Source organism: Kitasatospora cheerisanensis KCTC 2395 (assembly GCF_000696185.1).
Taxonomy (GTDB): domain Bacteria; phylum Actinomycetota; class Actinomycetes; order Streptomycetales; family Streptomycetaceae; genus Kitasatospora; species Kitasatospora cheerisanensis.
This window is the reverse complement of sequence record NZ_KK853997.1, coordinates 4,556,781-4,575,206: the sequence shown is the minus strand read 5'-3', so window position 1 is coordinate 4,575,206 and position 18,426 is coordinate 4,556,781. Positions and strand designations below refer to the sequence as shown.

12 protein-coding genes and 2 pseudogenes are annotated in these 18,426 nt (G+C 73.1%); 5 read left to right on the top strand and 9 right to left on the bottom strand.

Going from position 1 to position 18,426, the window contains the following annotated elements:
* Nucleotides 1-349: 349 nt before the first annotated feature.
* From KCH_RS20880 to KCH_RS20870, 3 genes and pseudogenes are all read right to left on the bottom strand, one after another.
* Nucleotides 350-801: pseudogene (locus tag KCH_RS20880) on the bottom strand (ATP-binding protein).
* Nucleotides 802-1,163: 362 nt separating this feature from the next.
* Nucleotides 1,164-2,027, bottom strand: a complete 864-nt coding sequence (purU, locus tag KCH_RS20875; RefSeq protein ID WP_035865084.1) for a formyltetrahydrofolate deformylase — start codon at nt 2,025-2,027, stop codon at nt 1,164-1,166.
* 114 nt (nt 2,028-2,141) lie between these two features.
* Nucleotides 2,142-2,579, bottom strand: coding sequence for an SCO4402 family protein (locus KCH_RS20870; protein WP_244305382.1), 438 nt, complete (start codon nt 2,577-2,579; stop codon nt 2,142-2,144).
* Nucleotides 2,580-2,861: 282 nt separating this feature from the next.
* Between KCH_RS20870 and KCH_RS20865 the strand changes: the two genes are divergently transcribed.
* Nucleotides 2,862-4,136, top strand: coding sequence for an ABC transporter substrate-binding protein (locus KCH_RS20865; RefSeq protein WP_063750294.1), 1,275 nt, complete (start codon nt 2,862-2,864; stop codon nt 4,134-4,136).
* A gap of 51 nt (nt 4,137-4,187) precedes the next feature.
* Here KCH_RS20865 and KCH_RS37625 read toward each other — a convergent pair whose 3' ends face one another.
* Nucleotides 4,188-5,321, bottom strand: a complete 1,134-nt coding sequence (locus KCH_RS37625) for a hypothetical protein (RefSeq protein ID WP_051653279.1) — start codon at nt 5,319-5,321, stop codon at nt 4,188-4,190.
* A gap of 274 nt (nt 5,322-5,595) precedes the next feature.
* Nucleotides 5,596-6,972 carry an NsdA family TPR-like regulatory protein gene (locus KCH_RS20855; protein ID WP_035865082.1) on the bottom strand — a complete coding sequence of 459 codons (1,377 nt, stop codon included), beginning with the start codon at nt 6,970-6,972 and terminating at the stop codon, nt 5,596-5,598.
* A gap of 255 nt (nt 6,973-7,227) precedes the next feature.
* Between KCH_RS20855 and KCH_RS20850 the strand changes: the two genes are divergently transcribed.
* The gene (locus KCH_RS20850) at nt 7,228-7,932 is read left to right on the top strand and encodes a bifunctional DNA primase/polymerase (protein ID WP_035865080.1); all 705 of its coding nucleotides are present in this window, start codon (nt 7,228-7,230) and stop codon (nt 7,930-7,932) included.
* A 351-nt stretch (nt 7,933-8,283) separates the two neighbouring features.
* On the opposite strand, the pseudogene KCH_RS39885 reads toward KCH_RS20850, so the two are convergent.
* Nucleotides 8,284-8,972 (bottom strand): annotated as a pseudogene (locus tag KCH_RS39885) (iron-dependent transcriptional repressor DtxR).
* Nucleotides 8,973-9,192: 220 nt separating this feature from the next.
* On the opposite strand from KCH_RS39885, the gene KCH_RS20835 reads away from it, so the two are divergent.
* From KCH_RS20835 to KCH_RS20825, 3 genes are all read left to right on the top strand, one after another.
* Nucleotides 9,193-9,942 carry a sugar isomerase domain-containing protein gene (locus KCH_RS20835; protein WP_035865073.1) on the top strand — a complete coding sequence of 250 codons (750 nt, stop codon included), beginning with the start codon at nt 9,193-9,195 and terminating at the stop codon, nt 9,940-9,942.
* Between the two features lie 152 nt (nt 9,943-10,094).
* Complete coding sequence (locus tag KCH_RS20830) at nt 10,095-11,024, top strand: DUF4231 domain-containing protein (RefSeq protein WP_035865071.1); 930 nt, start codon at nt 10,095-10,097, stop codon at nt 11,022-11,024.
* 14 nt (nt 11,025-11,038) lie between these two features.
* A complete protein-coding gene (locus KCH_RS20825) occupies nt 11,039-11,908 on the top strand; it encodes an alpha/beta fold hydrolase (RefSeq protein WP_035865069.1) in 870 nt (289 codons plus the stop codon).
* A gap of 188 nt (nt 11,909-12,096) precedes the next feature.
* Here KCH_RS20825 and fxsT read toward each other — a convergent pair whose 3' ends face one another.
* From fxsT to KCH_RS20810, 3 genes are all read right to left on the bottom strand, one after another.
* Nucleotides 12,097-16,098, bottom strand: a complete 4,002-nt coding sequence (fxsT, locus tag KCH_RS20820; protein WP_244305381.1) for an FxSxx-COOH system tetratricopeptide repeat protein — start codon at nt 16,096-16,098, stop codon at nt 12,097-12,099.
* Nucleotides 16,099-16,220: 122 nt separating this feature from the next.
* Entirely contained in the window at nt 16,221-17,471 is a 1,251-nt protein-coding gene (locus KCH_RS20815) for a TIR-like protein FxsC (RefSeq protein WP_157032140.1), read from the bottom strand.
* 102 nt (nt 17,472-17,573) lie between these two features.
* Entirely contained in the window at nt 17,574-18,365 is a 792-nt protein-coding gene (locus tag KCH_RS20810) for an AAC(3) family N-acetyltransferase (RefSeq protein ID WP_035865067.1), read from the bottom strand.
* Nucleotides 18,366-18,426: the final 61 nt, after the last annotated feature.

Genomic DNA, 18,426 nt, shown 5'->3' with positions numbered 1-18,426 from the left:
TTCCAGTGGTTTTGGGTCACGATGCGGCGACTGCCCGGCAACTGACCGGACGACGGCCGGCCGTGCGCACCCCGAGCACGGCACGGCGGGCCGCCGTCCAGGTCGGCGTCCGGGCCCTGAAGCCGTGACGCCCGGCGTTCCGATCTCGCCGAGGTTCCGGGCGGATGCGGCCAACGACCCCCTGAGTGTCGGCACCGCCCGGGCTCCCTCGGCGTCCCCTCGCAACGGAGCGCCGCACCCAAGAGTGATCAGTCGGATACGTCACGTCAATGGGTTGTCCGAAATTCAGATGGATCACCCGGAGCGCGGAGAGCGCACGCGTGGCGCGTCCCGACCCGCCGACGGGCGCTCAGCGCGCCGAGGCGACCGGCTGCGCCGCCCGCTCGTACACCGCCACGGCGGGACCGATCTCGCACCACACCCGCTTGCCGGTGCCGTCCGGGTACCAGCCCCAGCGCTCGCACAGCATCTCCACCAGCTCCAGGCCGCGCCCGTTGGTGGCCTCCGCGTCCGCGCCCGCGTGCCGGGGGCCGGGGCGGCGCAGCTGGCGTCGGCGACCTCCACCCGGACCCCGGGCGGGGCGTCCGGGCCGGACGGCAGCAGCAGCCGCAGCACCGCCGGACAGCCGGTGTGCACCACCGCGTTGGTGACCAGCTCGGAGACCACCAGCACCAGCGTCTCGGCGACCGGCGAGTCCGGGTCGAGACCGCCGGCCTGCAGCCGGGCCCGCACCCAGCGCCGGGCCCGTGAGACCTCGGCCGGGTCCGCCTGGACCGCCAGCTGTACCTGAAGTACCTGCACCGTTCCACCACCCGCACTCGGTATTCGGCCCGCTTGATCCCGCCGGTCCGGTCGGCCGCGCCTCGGGGAGGCCGCCGATCCGTACTGCCCATGGCATCGACACGAATACGCCCCAGAATGATTCCGGGACCGGGTCGCAGCAAGAGCTTCGGGCATATTCCAGCGTTCGGGGGATGCCTCGGTGCATACTGTCCCGCTCACCCTGCCGGGGTTCGCACGACCGGTCGGCCCACCGCCCCCGCGGGTACCTCCGACCGTACTCCTCACGCCCCGTCAGCACCGGGCCGCCACGAGCGAACCACCCTTCCTACAAATGTCCAGCGGCGCTCGAACACCGCCGCCGGACCCCCGCTGACCTGCCGTCAGGCGAACACCACGGTCCGGGTGCCGTTCAGCAGCACCCGCCGCTCGCTGTGCCACTTCACCGCGCGCGCCAGCGCCTGGCACTCGACGTCCCGGCCGAGCGCCACCAGCTGGGCCGGGGTCACGTCGTGGGTGACCCGGGCGACCTCCTGCTCGATGATCGGGCCCTCGTCCAGGTCCGCGGTGACGTAGTGCGCGGTCGCACCGATCAGCTTCACGCCGCGCGCGTGCGCCTGGTGGTAGGGCCGGGCGCCCTTGAAGCTCGGCAGGAACGAGTGGTGGATGTTGATCACCCGGCCGGACAGCTCCTTGCACAGCCGGTCCGACAGCACCTGCATGTACCGGGCCAGCACCACCAGGTCGATCCGCTCCCGCGCGACCAGGTCGAGCAGCTGCTGCTCCGCCTGCTCCTTGGTGTCCTTGGTCACCGGCAGGTGGTGGAACGGGATGCCGTACGACTCGGTCAGCTCCCGGAAGTCGGTGTGGTTGGACACCACTCCGACGATCTCCACCGGCAGCGCCCCGATCCGGGTGCGGAACAGCAGGTCGTTCAGGCAGTGCCCGAACTTGGAGACCATCAGCAGCACCCGCATCCGCTCCGCGGACTCGTGGATCTGCCACTCCATCCGGAACGACGCGCCGATCGCGGCGAACGACGCCCGCAGCTTCTCCGCGGTCACCGGTTCCTCGGCCGAGAAGTGCACCCGCATGAAGAACAGCCCGGTGCCGGCGTCGCCGAACTGCTGGCTGTCGATGATGTTGCAACCCGTCATGAACAGGTAGCTGGAGACCGCGTGCACGATGCCCTGCTTGTCGGGGCAGGACAGCGTCAGAACGTACTGGGAGGGGGCGGTCTCTTCCATGTCGCGGAATCCCGTTTCTCGGCTCTGGGTGCGGACGGACCGCCCAGCCTGGCACAAATCCACCGGCGGCGCGGCCACCGCCCGCCACCCGAGACCGCGCGGGGCCCCGGCCGGTCAGCCGCGTGCGGTCAGCTGCCGCAACTCGTCCAGCGTGGACGGCGGGAGGTCCGGGTCGGTGCCGTCGTTGGCGGCCAGCCGGTGGTGCGCCTCGCGGGCCGCCCGCACCGCCTCCGGCCAGTCCGGGTGCCCCAGGTAGGCCGCCGCCGGGGCGTCCTCGCCGACCTGGTGCACGATCCGCAGCACCCGCAGCACCGCGGCGTCCACCGCGACCGCCTCCGCCGAGTCCCGGAACACCGAGCCCACGTACTTCTCCGCCGACCAGCGGTCCAGCCAGCTGTCCTCGACCAGCCGGTACACCGCGTCGGTCAGGTCGCCGTAGCCGCCCTGACCCTCCAGCCAGGCCGCGCGCTGGAAGCCGGGGTCGGAGAGCATGTGCAGCGCCGAACGGATCCGGGCGCGCCAGCGCCACCAGGGCAGGTCAGTCAGGGGCATGACGCCCATCGTGCTGGAGCGGCCGCCCGTTCGAGAAGAGTTTCGGGCAGAACGGTACGGAGAATCCATGCTGTCGGACACGGGAGTCGATCGTACGTTCCCGGACCGGTCGCCCTCTACACGCGTCATCACACGCCCGCGCCCCGAGTTCCTCCCCCGTTGGCGGACCGTTCACATCGCGTCCCTCTCGGCGTGCCCGGCCCGCACCACCCTTGACCCGCCGAACCTGCGCAACGGAGCACGGGTCGCCCCCGCAGCATGTCCAGGGAGGAACTGAGCACCATGACGCGGACCGGAATCCCCCACCCGCTGCCCGCCGTCAGCGGACGCCGCCACCGCACCGCCGCCGCCCTCGCCGCCGGCGCGGTCCTGCCCGCCCTGCTCTCCGCCACCGCCTGCGGCGGCCCGGCCGCCGCCGACGCCACCGGCCAGGACGTCACCGTGATGACCTTCGCCCCGTCCGGCACCGGCGCCGCCGACCGCCCCGGCATGACCGCGCTCGCCGACGCCATCGGCCGCGACCTGAACGCGCACGGCGGCCTGAACGGCCGCAAGGTCCGCATCCTCACCTGCAACGAGCACGACACCACCGACGGCGCCACCGCCTGCGCCGACCAGGCCGTCGAGGCGCACGCCGTCGCCGTGGTCGGCTCCGCCAGCCAGTACGGCAGCAACTTCATGCCCGTCCTGGAAGCCGCCGGCATCCCGTTCATCGGCGGCTACGGCCTCTCCAGCCCCGAGTTCAGCAGCCCGCTGTCCTACCCCGTCAACGGCGGCACGCCCGCCCTGGTCGCGGGCAGCGGACGCCAGTTGATCGAGGCCGGCTGCAAGCAGATCGCGCTGATCCGCCCCGACAGCCGGTCCGGCGACGCCCTGGTCAGCTACCTCTCCACCGCCGTCAAGCAGACCGGCATCAAGGTCATCGACGTCAAGGCCCCGGAGAAGTCCAACGACTACTCCCCCTACACCAGGCGCGCCATCGGCGACGACCGGCCCGGCAACTGCGTGCTCTCCGCGCTCGGCGCCGAACCCACCGGCAACCTGCTCGACCCCTACCGCCGGGCCAACCCGAAGAACACCCAACTCGCCTCGGTCATCGGCTCCTTCCAGCAGTCCGTGGTCGACTCCACCGGCGGCGACAACGGCCCGCTGCGCGGCGCGTACGCCACCGGCTGGTTCCCCGCCGAGAGTTCGCCGGTCTGGGACAACCTGCGCGCCACCGCCCGCACCTACGGCAACGGCGCCACCATCGACGTCACCGACCCCGGCGTCCAGACCACCTGGGTCGCCTACGCCGTCCTCCAGCAGGCCGCCGGGCGGGTCGACCGCGAGCGGCCGCTCACCGCGAAGGCCCTGCAGTCCGTCCTCGACAGCGGCGACCCCATCGACACCGCCGGCACCACCCCGCCGCTCAGCTGGGGCGTCACCAACATGCTCCCCACCGCGGACTCCCCGCGCCTGGTGAACACCTCCGTCACCTTCCAGCAGGTCCGCAACGGCCGCCTGGTCGAACAGCACCAGGGCTTCACCGACGTCCGCACCGTCCTGGCGGGGTGAGAAACCAGGGGCGCGAGGGGCACCTCCCGGCCCGCCCCCCGCGTCCGGCTGCTACAGCTCGCTCGCGCCCTTGTTCGGGAGCCCCGTCTTCGACGCGATCGCCCCCCACAGCCCCGAGGCCTGCTCCTTGGCCGTCGTGGCGGAGCCGCTCGCGGTGTTGCCGTTGCGGTAGTGGTCGTTGTCCTTCGCCTTGCCCGCGTCGCACCCGGCGACCATGTCGCCGGCCCACAGGGCGTACTCGGAGTCCGCGGTGGAGGACGCCTGCCACGCCTTCTGCAACTGCTCCACCAGCTTGCCACCCTCGGTGAGCTGATCGACCTTCAGCTCGCCGAGCTTCTTCAGCAGGTCCTGCCGCTGCGCGGCGGCCGCGGTCAGTGCGGCCTGCGCGTCCGGCAGGCCCTGGCACTTGCCGACGGCGGTGACCGCGTTGACCACCGAGGTGCGGCTCGCGCTCGCGGTGCCGAGCAGGTCGGACATCGCCTGCGCCTGGGCCTTCATCTCCGGGCCGACGGCGCCGTTCCCGCCGCCGGCCGGCGCGGAGGCCTGCTGGCTGGTGGAACTCTTGGTCTTGGCCTGGTCCTTGGCGGTGTCGTCGCCGCCGCTGGCGAGCACGCCGATGAGCACCGCGATCAGCGCGACGCCGGCCACGCCCGCCCCGATCAGCAGCTTCGGGTCGGGCTTGCGGCGGCCGCCGCCGTCCGCGGCGAAGGCGGGTTCGGGCGCGGCGGCCTGGTAGGCGGGCTGCTGGGGCGGCACGGCGCCGTACGCCCCGCCGTAGCTCTGCTGCCCGGGCGCGGCCGCGGGCGCCGGCGCGGCGTACTGCTGCTGGCCGCCGAACGTGCCGCCGGCGTAGCCCTGTTGCGGGAAGCCGGCCTGGGTGGGCGCGCCGCCGACGGCCGGGTCCCCGGCGGGGTAGGGCGGGAGGTACTGCGTGGCTCCGGCGTCGCCCTGCGGTTCGACCGGCGCGGCCTGCTGCGGTGCGGTGCCCCAGTACTCGGGGCTGCCGCTCTGGCCGAGCGGAGGGGCGGACTGCTGCTGCGGGACGGGGGCTTGCGGCTGCGGCTGGGCGTACGGGGGCTGCGCGGCCTGCGCCGGGTTGCCCTGACCGTCTGCGGCGGGCTCCGGCCGGAACAGGTCGTCCAGATTGAAGTCGCCGGAGTTGGGATACGAGCGGCGCTGGCTCAACGCGATTCCTCACCTGTGCACGGCACCGGGATCCCGGGCCTCTCGGTTGCCCCGCCGGGTAGCTGACGGCGGACCACAACTGCGAGCCCACGCTACCGGTTCACCGGCACAGGTGACTACGCGGGCCGGTGTTCTGTGCTATTGCTTCACGAGCTCCTGCGACCGTCCGGGCACCCGGAGTCACCGCCCGGCCGCCCGCGGCCCCGGACGGCCGCGGCGGGCGCCCGTGCGGCACGGGCGCCCGCCGCTCCGTCAGTTCCCTTGCGCGGCACGCCTAGGCGGCCTCGCCGTCCATCCGGGCGTGGAACTCGCGCACCGCGCGGTGGCCCCGGTACGGCTCCAGCCGGCTGCGGAAGTCGTCCAGGTACTCGACGCCGCGGTTGGAGCGCAGCCCGCTGAGCAGCCGGACGGCCTCGGTGCCGGTCTCGCAGGCGCGTTCGAGGTCGCGCTGCTGGAGTTGGGCGGTGGCCAGCAGGACCAGGTCGACGGCGCGCCGGCGGACCCGGTGGGCGGGGTGCAGGTCGAGCGCGGTGCGGGCGTAGTGCTCGGCCCGCTCGCCCTGCTGGAGGTCGCGGTGGCAGTGCGCCAACTCGTCGGCGAGGTAGGCCTCGTCGAAGTGGACGATCCAGTCCGGGTCGTCGGCCGGGTTGCGGCGCTCCATCGAGGCGAGCGCCTTCGCGGCGACCGCCTCGCACGAGTAGGCGTCGCCGAGCAGCGCGTGGCCGCGCGCCTCGGCGGCGTAGAACATCGCCATCGCGGTGGGGGTGGCGACGGTGCGGGCGCCTTCCTGGGCGGCGCGGGCGAGTTGGGCGATCTCCCGGGGGTTGCCGAGGGTCGCGGCGAGGTGGCTCATCGAGGCGGCGAGCACGTAGCCGCCGTAGCCGCGGTCGTCGGCGGCCTGGGCGAGGCGCAGCGCCTGGATGTAGTAGCGCTGAGCGAGGCCGGGCTGGCCGGTGTCGACGGCCATGTAGCCGGCGAGTTCGGTCAGTCGTGCGACGGCGCCGAAGAGTTGACGGCCCGTCTCGTCGCGGTAGGAGCCGCCGAGGAAGCCGGAGACCACGCTGTTCAGGTAGTGCACCACGACGGGGCGGACGTGGCCGCTGCCGAACCGGTGGTCGAGGTCGACCAGCATCTGAGTGGTGGCCCGGATCGCGGCCACGTCGGCGAGGCCGACGCGGGTGCCGCCGGTGCGGGCGACCACCGGGTCGGGCGGGGTGATCAGCCAGTCCCGGCTGGGTTCGACCAGGGCGGAGGCGGCGACGGTGGCGCCGGCCAGGAAGTCGCGCTTGCCGACGTCGCTGCGCCACAGTTCGCAGATCTGCTCCAGCGCGGTGGCCAGGCTGGGCGCGAACTGGAGTCCGACGGCGGAGCTGAGGCTCTTGCCGTCGGCCATGCCGATCTCGTCCACGGTGACGCCGCGGCCGAGCTTGCGGCCGAGGGCCTCGGCGATGACGGCGGGCGCCTGCCCGCGTGGTTGTTGCCCGCGCAGCCAGCGGGCGACGGACGTTTTGTCGTATCGCAGGTCGAGTCCGTGCTCTGCGCCGCAGAGGTTGACCCGGCGGGCCAGGCCCGCGTTGGAGCAGCCCGCCTCCTGGATCAGCTGCTGCAGACGCTCGTTCGGCTCTCGTGCGACGAGTGGTCTCGCGGCCATGGGATTTTTCCGCCTCCCCAACGCCGTCCGGACCCGACCGGAGGGCGACGACTGTGCAACACCATGCGGAATACCCACGGTGACGTACCCACTCCCCACGCGCCCTGGTGAATGCCCCTGTGCGCCCCCACTGCGCCCGTTACCGCCCCTGCTGGGACGGGGGGTTCCGACCAGGATCACCGTCCCGGGTGACAACGCGCGCCCCGTTCGAATCGTTCGTCGGCGGCCCGTAACCCCCACTCACGGACCGTAGTTGTGCTGCACGTGGACAATTCCTCGCTATCCCCCGAACCGGATCCGCCGCCGCTGCTGCTGGAAGCCGTCCGCTGTGCCGAGGAACGCCACTGGGAGGTGGTCCCGGGGGCGTGGCTGGTCGAGGGCGGCGGACCGGCGCGCTGCTCCTGCGGCGATCCGCGCTGTGCGCTCCCCGGCGCACACCCCGTCTGCGCGGACTGGGGGCAGCTGGCCAGCGTCGGGGCGGAGACGGTCCGCGCGTGGTGGACGGAGACCCCGGAAGCATCGATTCTGCTGCCCACCGGCCGGGCTTTCGACGTGCTGGACGTGCCCGAGGTCGCGGGCTGCCTGGCGCTGGCCCGGATGGAGCGGATGGGGCTGCAGCTCGGCCCGGTGGTGGCGGTGCCGGCCGCCCGGGGCCGCGGCGGGCGGCGGCTGCACTTCCTGGTGCTGCCCGGCGCGGTCGCCAAGCTGCCGGACCTGCTGCGGCAGATCGGCTGCACCCCCGGCGGGCTGGACCTGGTGGCGCGCGGCGAGGGCGACTGGGTGGTGGCCCCGCCGTCCCGCTTCGTCGGGCACGCCGCGGCGCTGTGGGCCCGGCCGCCGACGCTGATGAACCGCTGGCTGCCGGACGCGATGGAGCTGGTCAGTCCGCTGGCGTACGCCTGCCGGCGCGAGCCGTCGACGCCGCCCCCGGTGCAGCGGGCCCCCGCCGCGGTGCACTGAGGCCCCGGGCCGTACGGAGCGCGATCTTCCGGAAACGAGTCGTCATACCCGCAGGTCAGCGCGGGAAAGCCCATCGATCGGGTGACACCGCCCCAGGGTTGGCCGCGGTGGCCGGGGGGATCATCCTCAGCGTCGGCGCGGGGTCGGTGGAGCGGAGCGGAAGGAGCGGCGGGTCGGAGAGCGTGGGGGGCTGCCGGGAGGGCGTTCGGTCGGGGAAGCCGAATGCGGCGGCGGGCGGGAAGCCGGGGCCGGGGAGGGACCGGAGGGGAGCAGGGGGAGGGAGGGAACGCGCGGGGCCCGGTGCGGGGACACCGGGCCCCGAGGCGCGTCCCGATCCGCCTGCGGTCGCGGTTACGGCTGGGCGACGAAGACGTGCGCCGCGATCTCCTTGCCGAGCTCGGCCGCGCCGTCGCCGGTGCCGACCAGCACGCCGCCGGCCGCCGGGCCACCCGCACCGTCGCCCCGGGGCGGACGCCCGCGCGGCGCAGGGTGCGCATCAGCTCGCCGTCGGTCTGGATCGGCTCGCCGATCCGGCGCACCACCACGTCCGCGCCGTCCTTGCCGGCCACCGACTCCAGCGTGACCAGGCCGGCGTCGAAGCCCTCGCCCTCGGCCTTGGTGTCGCCCAGCTCGTCCAGGCCCGGGATCGGGTTGCCGTACGGGGACTGGGTGGGGTGACCGAGCATGGCGAGCACCTTGCGCTCGACCGTCTCGCTCATCACGTGCTCCCAGCGGCAGGCCTCCTCGTGGACCTGCTCCCACTCGAGGCCGATCACGTCCACCAGCAGGCACTCGGCGATGCGGTGCTTGCGCATCACCCGCACCGCCAGCCGGCGGCCCTCCTCGGTGAGTTCGAGGTGGCGGTCCTCGGCGACCTGGAGCAGGCCGTCGCGCTCCATCCGACCCACCGTCTGGCTCACCGTCGGGCCGGACTGCTCCAGCCGCTCGGCGATCCGGGCGCGCATCGGGGTGATGCCTTCCTCCTCCAGCTCCAGGATGGTGCGGAGGTACATCTCAGTGGTGTCGATCAGCCCTGACATCGCCCCTGGCTCCGTTCTTCGGTGTCCTCACCGCCAATTCTGACGTACTGAGGTGACAACCCGGTGCGCTCCTCGGTTGTGCCCCGGTCCGCGCAGCCCTGCGAGCGCCCCGCGCGACGGTTGACAGCCGGGCGCGGCACGGGACACCGTGCACGCCGTAGCCTTCTCCCCCCACCGCGGCCCGGGCCACCGGACCGCCCGCGCTCGGACGGAGCACGACATGACCGAACTGGTCGGCCGGTACCTGGACGCCGCCGTGGCCCACCTGGAGCGGATCCGCGCCGAGGAGGGCGAGCACATCGACGCCGCCGCCGAACTGCTGGCGGAGGCCGTCGAGCACGGCCGGCGGATCTTCGCCTTCGGCGCCGGGCACTCCTCGCTGGCCGCCCAGGACGTGGTCTACCGGGCCGGCGGCCTGGTCGTGATGAACCTGCTCAACGTGCCCGGCATGACCGGCGTGAACGTGATGCCCGCACACCTGGGCAGCGCCCTGGAGCGGGTCTCCGGCCTAGCCACCACCACCCTCGACCTGACGCCCGCGCGCAGCGGCGACCTGCTGTTCCTGATCTCGCTGTCCGGCCGCCAGGTGATGCCGGTCGAGCTCGCCCGGCACGCCCGCGACCGCGGCATGAAGGTGATCGGCGTGACCTCGCTGGCCTATCCGGCGGCGGTGACCTCCAACCACCCCTCCGGCACCTACCTCAAGGACAACTGCGACCTGGTGCTGGACAGCAAGATCGCCCCCGGCGACGGCGAGCTCGACCACCCCGGCGCGGGCGCCCCGTTCGGCTCGGTCTCCACCATCGTCACCAGCGCCCTGATGCAGTCCGTGATGGCCTCCGCGACCGCCAAGCTCGCCGACCGCGGCATCACCCCGCCGCTGTTCCGCTCCGGGAACGTGGACGGCGGCACCGAGTGGAACAACAAGGTGATCGCCGACAACGCGGAGCGCATCTTCTACGCCTGGTGACCGCCCCGCGCTCCCGGCGCAACCCCGCCCATTCGGCCAACTCCAGTGCCGCTCGCGTAAGTTCGTCCGGCACTGGGAAGGACTCCCGAGACCGGTGAGACGGCGCTGCGGGGGCGGGAATGGCGGCTGGGGCAGGGCGTTCGATCGGCTTCGTGCGGGAGCAGGACCTGCTGCCGCGACTGTTCTGGGCCGCCGACGGTGCGTCCCTGCAGGGCCAGACCCGCGCGGTCGCGCTCTCCCGCTGGGAGCTGCTGCTGCTGGTCGGCGCGGCCTTCGCGGGCTCCGCCGACGGCGCGCTGTGGGCCTGGCTCGCGGCGATCGCCTACCTCGGCGCGCTGTTCATCGCCGTCACCGTGGCCTGGCAGAACCCGCAGCGGCTCTGGTACGACGGCCGGGCGGTCGCCGAGTCGGTCAAGACCCTGGTGTGGAAGTACGCGGTGCGGGCCGACTCCTATCAGCCGCCGCCCCGCAAGCTGCCCGACGCCGAACGCCTCTACGACATCCAACTTGCGGGCATCCTCGGCGAGTTCGACACCGACCGGGTCACCCCGGGGGTCGCCGAGGAGCTGCGCACCTGGCGGGCCCCGGCCCGGCATCCGCAGATCACCGAGACCATGGAGCGGCTGCGCGACCAGCCGCTGCCGGTCCGCCGCGAGATCTACCTGCGCGAGCGGGTGCACAGCCAGCGCGAGTGGTACCAGGCCAAGGCCATCCAGTGCCGCAACGCCACCCGCCGGGTCGGCCGGCTCGCCATCGTGCTGCCCGCGGCCGGCCTGCTGCTCGCCGTGCTGCGCGCCCTCGGCCAGTTCGGCTTCGACGCGCTCGGTGCGATCTCCGCCGTGGCCGCCTCGATCTCCGCCTGGGCCCAGCTCCGCCAGTACCGCCCGCAGGCCGCCGCCTACACCCTGGCGGCGGCCGAACTCTCCAAGGTCGAGGCCCAGTTGGCGGCCGTCGACCTGACCGCCCCGGACGCCGAGGAGAACTGGGCCCGGCTCGCCCGGGACGCCGAGGACGCCATCTCCCGGGAGCACACCACCTGGCAGGCGCGCCGCGAGGTGCGCAGCCTCGACATCCCCAGCTGACCAGGAGGCACCGCGTGGCCACCCGCAGGATCGACACACCGGACGGGGGCATCCTCGCGGTGGAGACGTCCGGAGACCCCTCCGGCAGGCCGGTGTTCCTGCTCCACGGCACCCCCGGCAGCCGGGTCGGCCCCGCCCCGCGCAGCGCCGTGCTGGCCCGGATGCGGGTCCGGCTGATCTCCTTCGACCGCCCCGGCTACGGCGACTCCACCCGGCTGCCCGGCCGCCGGGTCCGCAGCGCCGCGGACGACGTCGCGACCATCGCCGACGCCCTCGGCCTCGACCGCTTCGCCGTGGTCGGCCGCTCCGGCGGCGGCCCGCACGCGCTCGCCTGCGCGGCCCTGCTCCCCGACCGGGTGATCCGGACCGCCACCCAGGTCTGCCTGGCCCCGCGCGACGCGGAGGGCCTCGACTGGTTCGTCGGCATGACGCCCTCCAACGAACGCGCCTTCCGCCAGGCGGAGTTGGGCCAGGTCCGGATCGCCGGCCCGTTCCAGGTCCGCTCCCAGGTGATCCGTCGCGACCCGGCCCAGCTGATCCGCAACCTGGTCCCCGAACTCACCCAGCCGGACCGCACCGTGGTCGCCGACATCGGCATCCGCCGGATGCTCCAGTCCACCTACCGGCAGGCCTTCCGCTATGGCGCCGACGGCTGGATCGACGACGTCCTCGCCTTCATCGCCGAGTGGGGCTTCGCCGTCGAGTCCATCCGCGTGCCCGTCCGGATCTGGCACGGCGCGGACGACAAGTTCTCCCCGGTCGGCCACTCCGCCTGGCTCGCCGACCACATCCCCACCGCCCAGCTCTACCTCGAACCCGGCGCGGCCCACTTCGGCTCCCTCAAGGAGATGACGGACGCCATCCGCTGGGCCGCGAGCGAGTAGCGGGCGCGAGACCGGGTCGAGCACCGCCAGGGGCGCGGGGAACTGCGCGAGCAGGGAGTGAACGCCGGCCAGGCCGCGATCACGTGCGAGTCGTCGCCCTCGTCGCGACCTCGCGGCCGGACGCCTCCCGCTTCGCGCGGTTCTCCTCCCGGCCCTGGCGGGCCGGGAGGAACCCCCGCGTGCCCCGGCTACAGCGGCTGCGGCTCCAGGTCCCTGTTGCTGCGCTGCCAGCTCCGTGCCGCGACCACCGACGGGTGCTCCTCGCCGAAGAGTTCGACGAGCGCCGCGACCGCCTGCATCCGCAGGCTCTCCGCCTCGCTGCGCCGCCCGGCGCCGCGGAGCGTGATGGCGAGGTTGGCCTGGCAGACCAGCGTGTCGGGGTGGTTGGCCCCGTACCTCGCGGCGAGGCCGTCGTACGCGCTGCGGCCGAGCTGTTCGGCCTCGTCGAGCTGCCGGTTCTCGGCGAGCGCGTTGGCGAGGTTGATGACGGCGTTGAGGGTGAACGGGTGGTCCGCGCCGAGGACCTGGGTGAGTCCGCCGACCGCGGAGCGCCCGTGTTCGACGGCGCCTTCGAGGTCGCCGGAGCCGCGCAGGTAGATGCCGAGGTTGTTCTCGCAGGCGAAGGTGAACGGGTGGTCGTCGCCGAGGAGCCGGCGGTGGCCCTCGTAGGCGTCGGTGGCGATGTCGCGGGCGGTCTCCTTGTCACCGGCGGCGCTGAAGTCCGCGGCGAGGTTGAGCCGGCAGGCGAGCGCGTCGGGGAACTCGGGGCCGTACAGGTCGACGTAGCGCTCGTAGGTGCGTTCGGTGAGTTCGCGGGCTTCGGCGTACTGGCCGGCGCGGCGCAGCGAGACGGCGAGCGACTTGGCGTTGCGGAGTTCCTCGGGCAGGCCGGAGGCGTCGACCGCGGCGAAGGTCTCGGTGACTTCGCGGAGCAGTTCGGCGGAGCCCTTGTAGTCGCCCATCTCGCGCAGGTCGCGGGCCAGGTTGGACTTGGAGCTGAGGGTGTAGGGGTGGCGGGCGCCGAGGACGGCGGAGCGGCGTTCGACGGTGTCCTGGTCGAGGTCGCGGGCGGCGACGCTGTTGCCGACCAGCCGGTGGTCGATGGCGAGGTTGTTGGCGACCGAGAGGGTGCGCGGGTCGTCCTCGCCGAACAGTTCGATGAACTGGTTGTAGGTGTCCTGGTCGAGGGTGAGGGCTTCCTGGAAGCGGTTGAGGTACCGCAGGTCGGCGGCCATCGAGTTGGCGGTCATCAGGGCGTACGGGTGGTGTTCGCCGAGGAGTTCGCGCTGGCCGTCGAGGGTCTCCTGGTTGAGCGCCAGGGAGTCGTTGTAGAAGCCCTGGGAGCGCAGCACGTTGGCGACCTGGAAGCGCAGGCTGTAGATCTGGCGGCGCCACAGCCGCTTCTCGCCGAGGTCGGACTCGGCCTCGGCGCGGGCGGCCCAGCTGGCGTCGAGCTGGCGGCCGAGTTGCAGGGCCTGGTCGAGGTCGACGCGCTTCCACAGGTAGCGGACGCGGTCGATGAGCATCTCGCGGACGTCCTTCTCGTCGCAGTCCTGCGCGCGGGACGGCGTGAGGTGGGGCCAGATCGCTTCCAGAGTGGGCCAGTTGGCGGGATCGTCGGTGTCGCCGCGGGAGGGCCGGGCGTTCACCAGGATGCGGTGGACCTGGTGCATGGCGGTGTTGCGCTCGGCCTCGTTCATGCCGCTGCGGACGACGGCCTGGACCAGGCGGTGCACCTGGAAGGAGTCGGAGCCGGCGTCGGTCTTGGCGAGGGCGTAGCGGCTGACGGCGCGCAGCACCTTGCCGAGCAGGAAGGTGTCGGTGAGTTCCTCGTCGTACGGGTAGAGCGCGAGGCGCATCTGCTCGGAGAAGAAGAACTGCTTGAGGGAGATCGGCTCGGGTGCGAAGAAAGCGCACAGTTCGAGCAGCCGGACGGCGGCGGGCGACTGTTCGCGCAACCGGGTGATGGAGACGTTCCAGGTGAGGCCGACGGGGGTGGGGTAGTCGACCGGGGTCTCGCCGGCGGCGAGGACCTTGGTGGCCTCGGCCTTGAGCTGGTTGACGTAGGTGTCGACGGGGGTGCGGGTGGTCTCCAGCCAGGCGGCGGCGACCTCGACGGCGAGCGGGAGGTCGCCGACGGCCTCGGCGACCCGGTCGGCGTCGGTGCGGGTGAGGCCGCGGACCCGGCGGGTGAGGTGGTCGACGGACTCGGTGCGGTCGAAGACGTCGACGTTGAGCACGCCGGCCTGCCCGGACCAGCCCTGGTTGCGGGATGTGACGAGGATGTGGCCGGGGCCGTCGGGGAAGAACCGGCGGATCTCGGCGGGTTCGTCGGCGTTGTCGAAGATCAGCAGCCAGTTGGGGGTGGGAAGGCCCTGGCGGAGCGCGTCGCGGGCGGACTGGGCGGCCTCGTTGACGTTCTCGCCGACGCGCAGGCCGAGCCGTCCGGCGAGTTCGGCGAGGCCGACGGCGACGTTCTCGCTCTGCTCGGCGTCGATCCACCAGACCAGGTCGTAGTGCGACATGTAGCGGTGCGCGTACTCCAGCGCGACCTGGGTCTTGCCGACGCCGCCGAGGCCGTACAGGGTCTGCGGCGGCGGCAGCACGGCGGTGGTGCCGCCGGCGAGTTGGGCGCGCAGGTCGTCGAGGACCTTGACCCGGCCGGTGAACGAGTGGTTGCGCTGCGGGACTTCCCAGTAGGTGGGCTTGGTGCCGGGGAAGCGGGGCGCGCCGGGGGTGCGGTCGGGCAGTTCGGTCTCGGTGCGGCCGAGGGCGCGCAGCAGGACGGTGGCGGCGGCCTGTTCGTCGCGGCCGATCAGGTCGACCGGGTTGCGGCTGTTGTAGGGCGCGTTGAGGCGCACGTCGGAGACCCGGACGGGGATGAGCTGGCGGCGGGCGCCGGCCGGGTCGGCGAGCACGGTGCGGTCCCACAGCGCCTGGGCCTGCGGGGACTGCAGGTAGGCGGCGGACAGCAGGGCAACGGTGCGGTACGCGGAGTCGATGCCGCGGCCGGTGGCCTCGCGCGGGTTGGCGCCGGCGCCGAGGTCGCGCGGCACGACGCGGTAGCCGGCGTCGGCGAGCAGCGCGGAGATCCAGTCCGCCCAGGCGCGGTCCTCGGGCACGTAGCTGAGGTACAGGTCGGCGGGGGCGGTGGGCCGGCGGCGGGCGAAGCCGTCGAGGTGACGGAGCCTCAGGTCCTCGGCCATCGGCGGGAGTCCGGCGACCCGGCCCTGGGTGATCTCGCGGGTGAGGCGTTCGTTGGCGGCGAGCATGGAGCCGGGCAGGCCGGGCTGGTCGCCGAACGGGGCGAGGATCTCCTCGTAGGCGTAGAACGGCCGGTAGGGGATCTCGACGCCGGCCCAGTAGCGGGCCAGGTCGGGTTCGCCGAAGCCGGCGGGCAGGCCGGCGAACTTGATCCGGGCGAGCGCGCGGCCGGCGTCGGCCTTCTCCTTCTCGCCCTCGTCGATGCGCATCGGGACGGGCAGGATGCGGATGTCGCGGTCGCCGTAGCGGTCCTCGATGACCCGGGCGATCCGGGAGGCGCCGTCGATGGACTGGTCGCTGAGGGTGAAGCAGACCACCAGGTCGTCGGGCATCTCGACGGTGCAGATGTCGGCGGTGTCGGTGAGGCCGGTGCGGCTGTCGATCAGCACGTAGTCGTAGCGGCGCTTCATGTCGGCGCGCAGCGACTGGATGAAGCGGCGGCCCTGGTAGCGCTCGTAGAGCAGGTCCCAGTCGAGGCGGGCGACGGAGTAGTCGCGGTTCTGCTGGCCGGCCGGGACGAGGTCGATGCGGCCGCCGCCGGGGAAGTGCGGCCAGGCCAGCGAGAGCGCGTGGGACTGGATCCGGGCGAAGTCCTCGATCCAGTCCGGGTCGCGGTCGACGGGGCGCCGGGCCTCTTCGAGGTAGTCGCCGAACAGGTCCATGATGCCGGTGGTGGCGCCGACGATCTCCGGGTTGAGGAAGGGCCGGAAGAACTGGCTCAGGCCGGGGGCTTCGAGGTCCCAGTCGACGACCAGCACCCGGTAGCCGTTGGCGGCCATGATCCAGGCCGTGTTGGCCAGGGCCATGGTGCGGCCGGTGCCGCCCTTGTAGGAGTAGAAGGTGACGATCCGTCCGTGCCGGTTCTCCACGGTGGCGTCGCGGCGGCGCGCCTGGATCTGCGGGCCCTTCGCCGGCCTCTCGGTCATGACGTTCCCTCCCCCGGGCCCTTGGTGCCCGTCGTGTTCCCGCACGCCGTGCCGCCGGACGGAGTCCCGACCGTCCGGCGTCCTGCTGGTCGCCCGCCCCGCCCCCTGGGGGCGGGGCGGGTCTAGGGTCCGATGCTGGGTCTGCGGTCCTCGGGCGGCTCGGTCGGCCGGTCCCGGTGGTGCTGTTCGTGGGCGGTGCAGGCGCGCATCACGGCGCGTTCCATCTCGCCGCGGAACTCCTCCAGGCTGCCGGGCGCGCCGCCGGCGGCGTCGTCGCGCAGGCTGGGCTTCTGGAGGGCGCCGCGGCTGACGGCGAGCACGCTGTCGCCGAGGTCGTTGAGCATCCGCTCGTGGTCGCGGCTCTGCTGGTCCTCGCGGTTCCAGGGTTCGATGATGGCGACCGAGCCGAGGTTGCGCCGGTCGAGCCGGCGGACCGCCTCGACCCGCCGCCCGTCCAGGAACGCCCACCGGTCGACCAGCAGGACGCACGGCGCGGACGGGCGTTCGCCGGTCAGCAGGTACTCCGACTCCTCCTCGAACTCCCGTACGGTGGGCTGGAATCCCATGTTCCGGGCGACGTCGGCGGCGTCCTGGGCGAGCGGCCGGCCGGAGTCCGGGCGGAACGGCTGCCAGTCGGTGCGCTGTTCGCCGTACCAGGCGCCGCTGCGGTTGGGCGGGAGTTCGGGCTGCCGGTAGGAGTACACCGAGATCCGGACCTTGTCGGCGACGTCCGGCGGGTCGAACGCGGACGGCTGGGACTCGAAGTCGAGGACCTGGCCGGCCGGGATGACGGTCTGTTCGGCGACGTCGACGATCCGCTGGGCGAGCCGCCAGACCGCCGTGTGGTACTGCGAGCTGAAGGCGGCGATCTTCATCAGCGCGTACAGGCCCTCGGCGGCGTAGTCACCGCCGAAACTGTCGTGGTTGAACTGGAGTTCACCGGCCACCCGGGGCAGCGGGTAGTGGTCCATCGGCACCCACAGCGCCGGCACTATCCCGGTCATCCGCTCCGAGGTGGGGCGGCGCTGGTAGACCGAGCGGCGGGTGAACAGGTGCCACTCCCGGCCGCACGCCTCGGACTTGAAGTAGCGCGGCGAGTACAGCGGCACGAACACCCGGCAGCCGGCGAGCTCCCTGGACAGCCGTTCGGCCCACTTCTGGCCCTGGTGCATGGAGCGGTCCATGAACCCGATCGGGTGCCCGGCCGGCAGGTCGGTGATCTGGAGGATCGCCTCGCACAGGTCCTGGTAGAGCTTCGCCACCCAGAGGTTCGGGTCCGCCGCGCCGCGGGAGTTCACCCGCGGCGTGTGCGCGTAGCTGAGGAAGAAGTACGGCCTCGGTGCTTCCTTCCCCCGGCCCGCTGGGCTGTTCACACGCGCCTCCCCCGAGCCCGCCTGTCACCTGTTCCCCGAAAGGGACTCAAGTGTAGGAAGGGCGGCCGTCCGAATGGAATAGGGCCTTGATCCGATGGTGCGTCAACTCTGCCTGCCGCGGAACCACTTGTCAGCGAGATCGACAGCTTCGCGGATCGGCATCAGGTAGCAGTGGGCGTCGCCGAGCGGCCCGGACTCCAGCGTCTCGCCGAGGCCGGCGGCCAGCACCTCGCCCATCGCGGGGAAGTGCTCGTCCTGCAGCCGCACCCCGGTGAAGGACCGCCAGCGCCGCGCGCCGCCCGGGGTGCGCACCACGCACCGGTACTGCTGCGGCTGCCGGTCGGGCTGCCAGTACTCCAGCAGGTGGAGCGGGGTGCAGCACCACACCGGGACGCCGATCATCAGGCACCGTGCGCCGTCCCGGTAGAGCCGCCCGGCGGGCGACTCCTCGCCGAGGTGGCTGCGCCACGGGTGACGTGCCGTCAGCTGCTCGGCGCGGGGGCCGATCGCGGTGAACGAGGTCTGCGGGTGGCGGCTGCGCAGCGCCCCGGGCAGCAGCCGCACCTCCTCGGCGAGCCGCCCCATGGTGGGCGAGGCGGGGGTGGCGGCGGCGTCCCAGGCGGGCATCCGGGCGTGGTGTCTGCGCAGTTCGGCGGGGGTGAGGCCGGCGGTGGCGGCCCGGTAGTAGGAGGAGGTCCGGGAGTTCTCGGGTGTAGCGGTGTACACGACCAGCGTGCCCTCCGCCCCGAGCGCCTCCCGGAGCGCCCGTACCACCCCGGGTGCGCCGTCCACGACCGGTCCGATCGCCCGCAGCGAGGCCTGGACCAGCAAGGTCTCCCCCGGCCGGACGCCGAGCTTGTCGAGATCCGTGACGAGCTCCGCAACGGAGTACAACGGGGCCTCCCACAGCCGCGGGTCGAAGCCTCCAACCCTATCGGCCGCGGCGGCGAACTCC

Bases quoted from the DNA above. Each gene is read 5' to 3' on its own strand.
- purU (WP_035865084.1), bottom strand. From the start codon at position 2,027: ATGGAAGAGACCGCCCCCTCCCAGTACGTTCTGACGCTGTCCTGCCCC.
- KCH_RS20870 (WP_244305382.1), bottom strand. From the start codon at position 2,579: ATGCCCCTGACTGACCTGCCCTGGTGGCGCTGGCGCGCCCGGATCCGT.
- KCH_RS20865 (WP_063750294.1), top strand. From the start codon at position 2,862: ATGACGCGGACCGGAATCCCCCACCCGCTGCCCGCCGTCAGCGGACGC.
- KCH_RS20855 (WP_035865082.1), bottom strand. From the start codon at position 6,972: ATGGCCGCGAGACCACTCGTCGCACGAGAGCCGAACGAGCGTCTGCAG.
- KCH_RS20835 (WP_035865073.1), top strand. From the start codon at position 9,193: ATGACCGAACTGGTCGGCCGGTACCTGGACGCCGCCGTGGCCCACCTG.
- fxsT (WP_244305381.1), bottom strand. From the start codon at position 16,098: ATGACCGAGAGGCCGGCGAAGGGCCCGCAGATCCAGGCGCGCCGCCGC.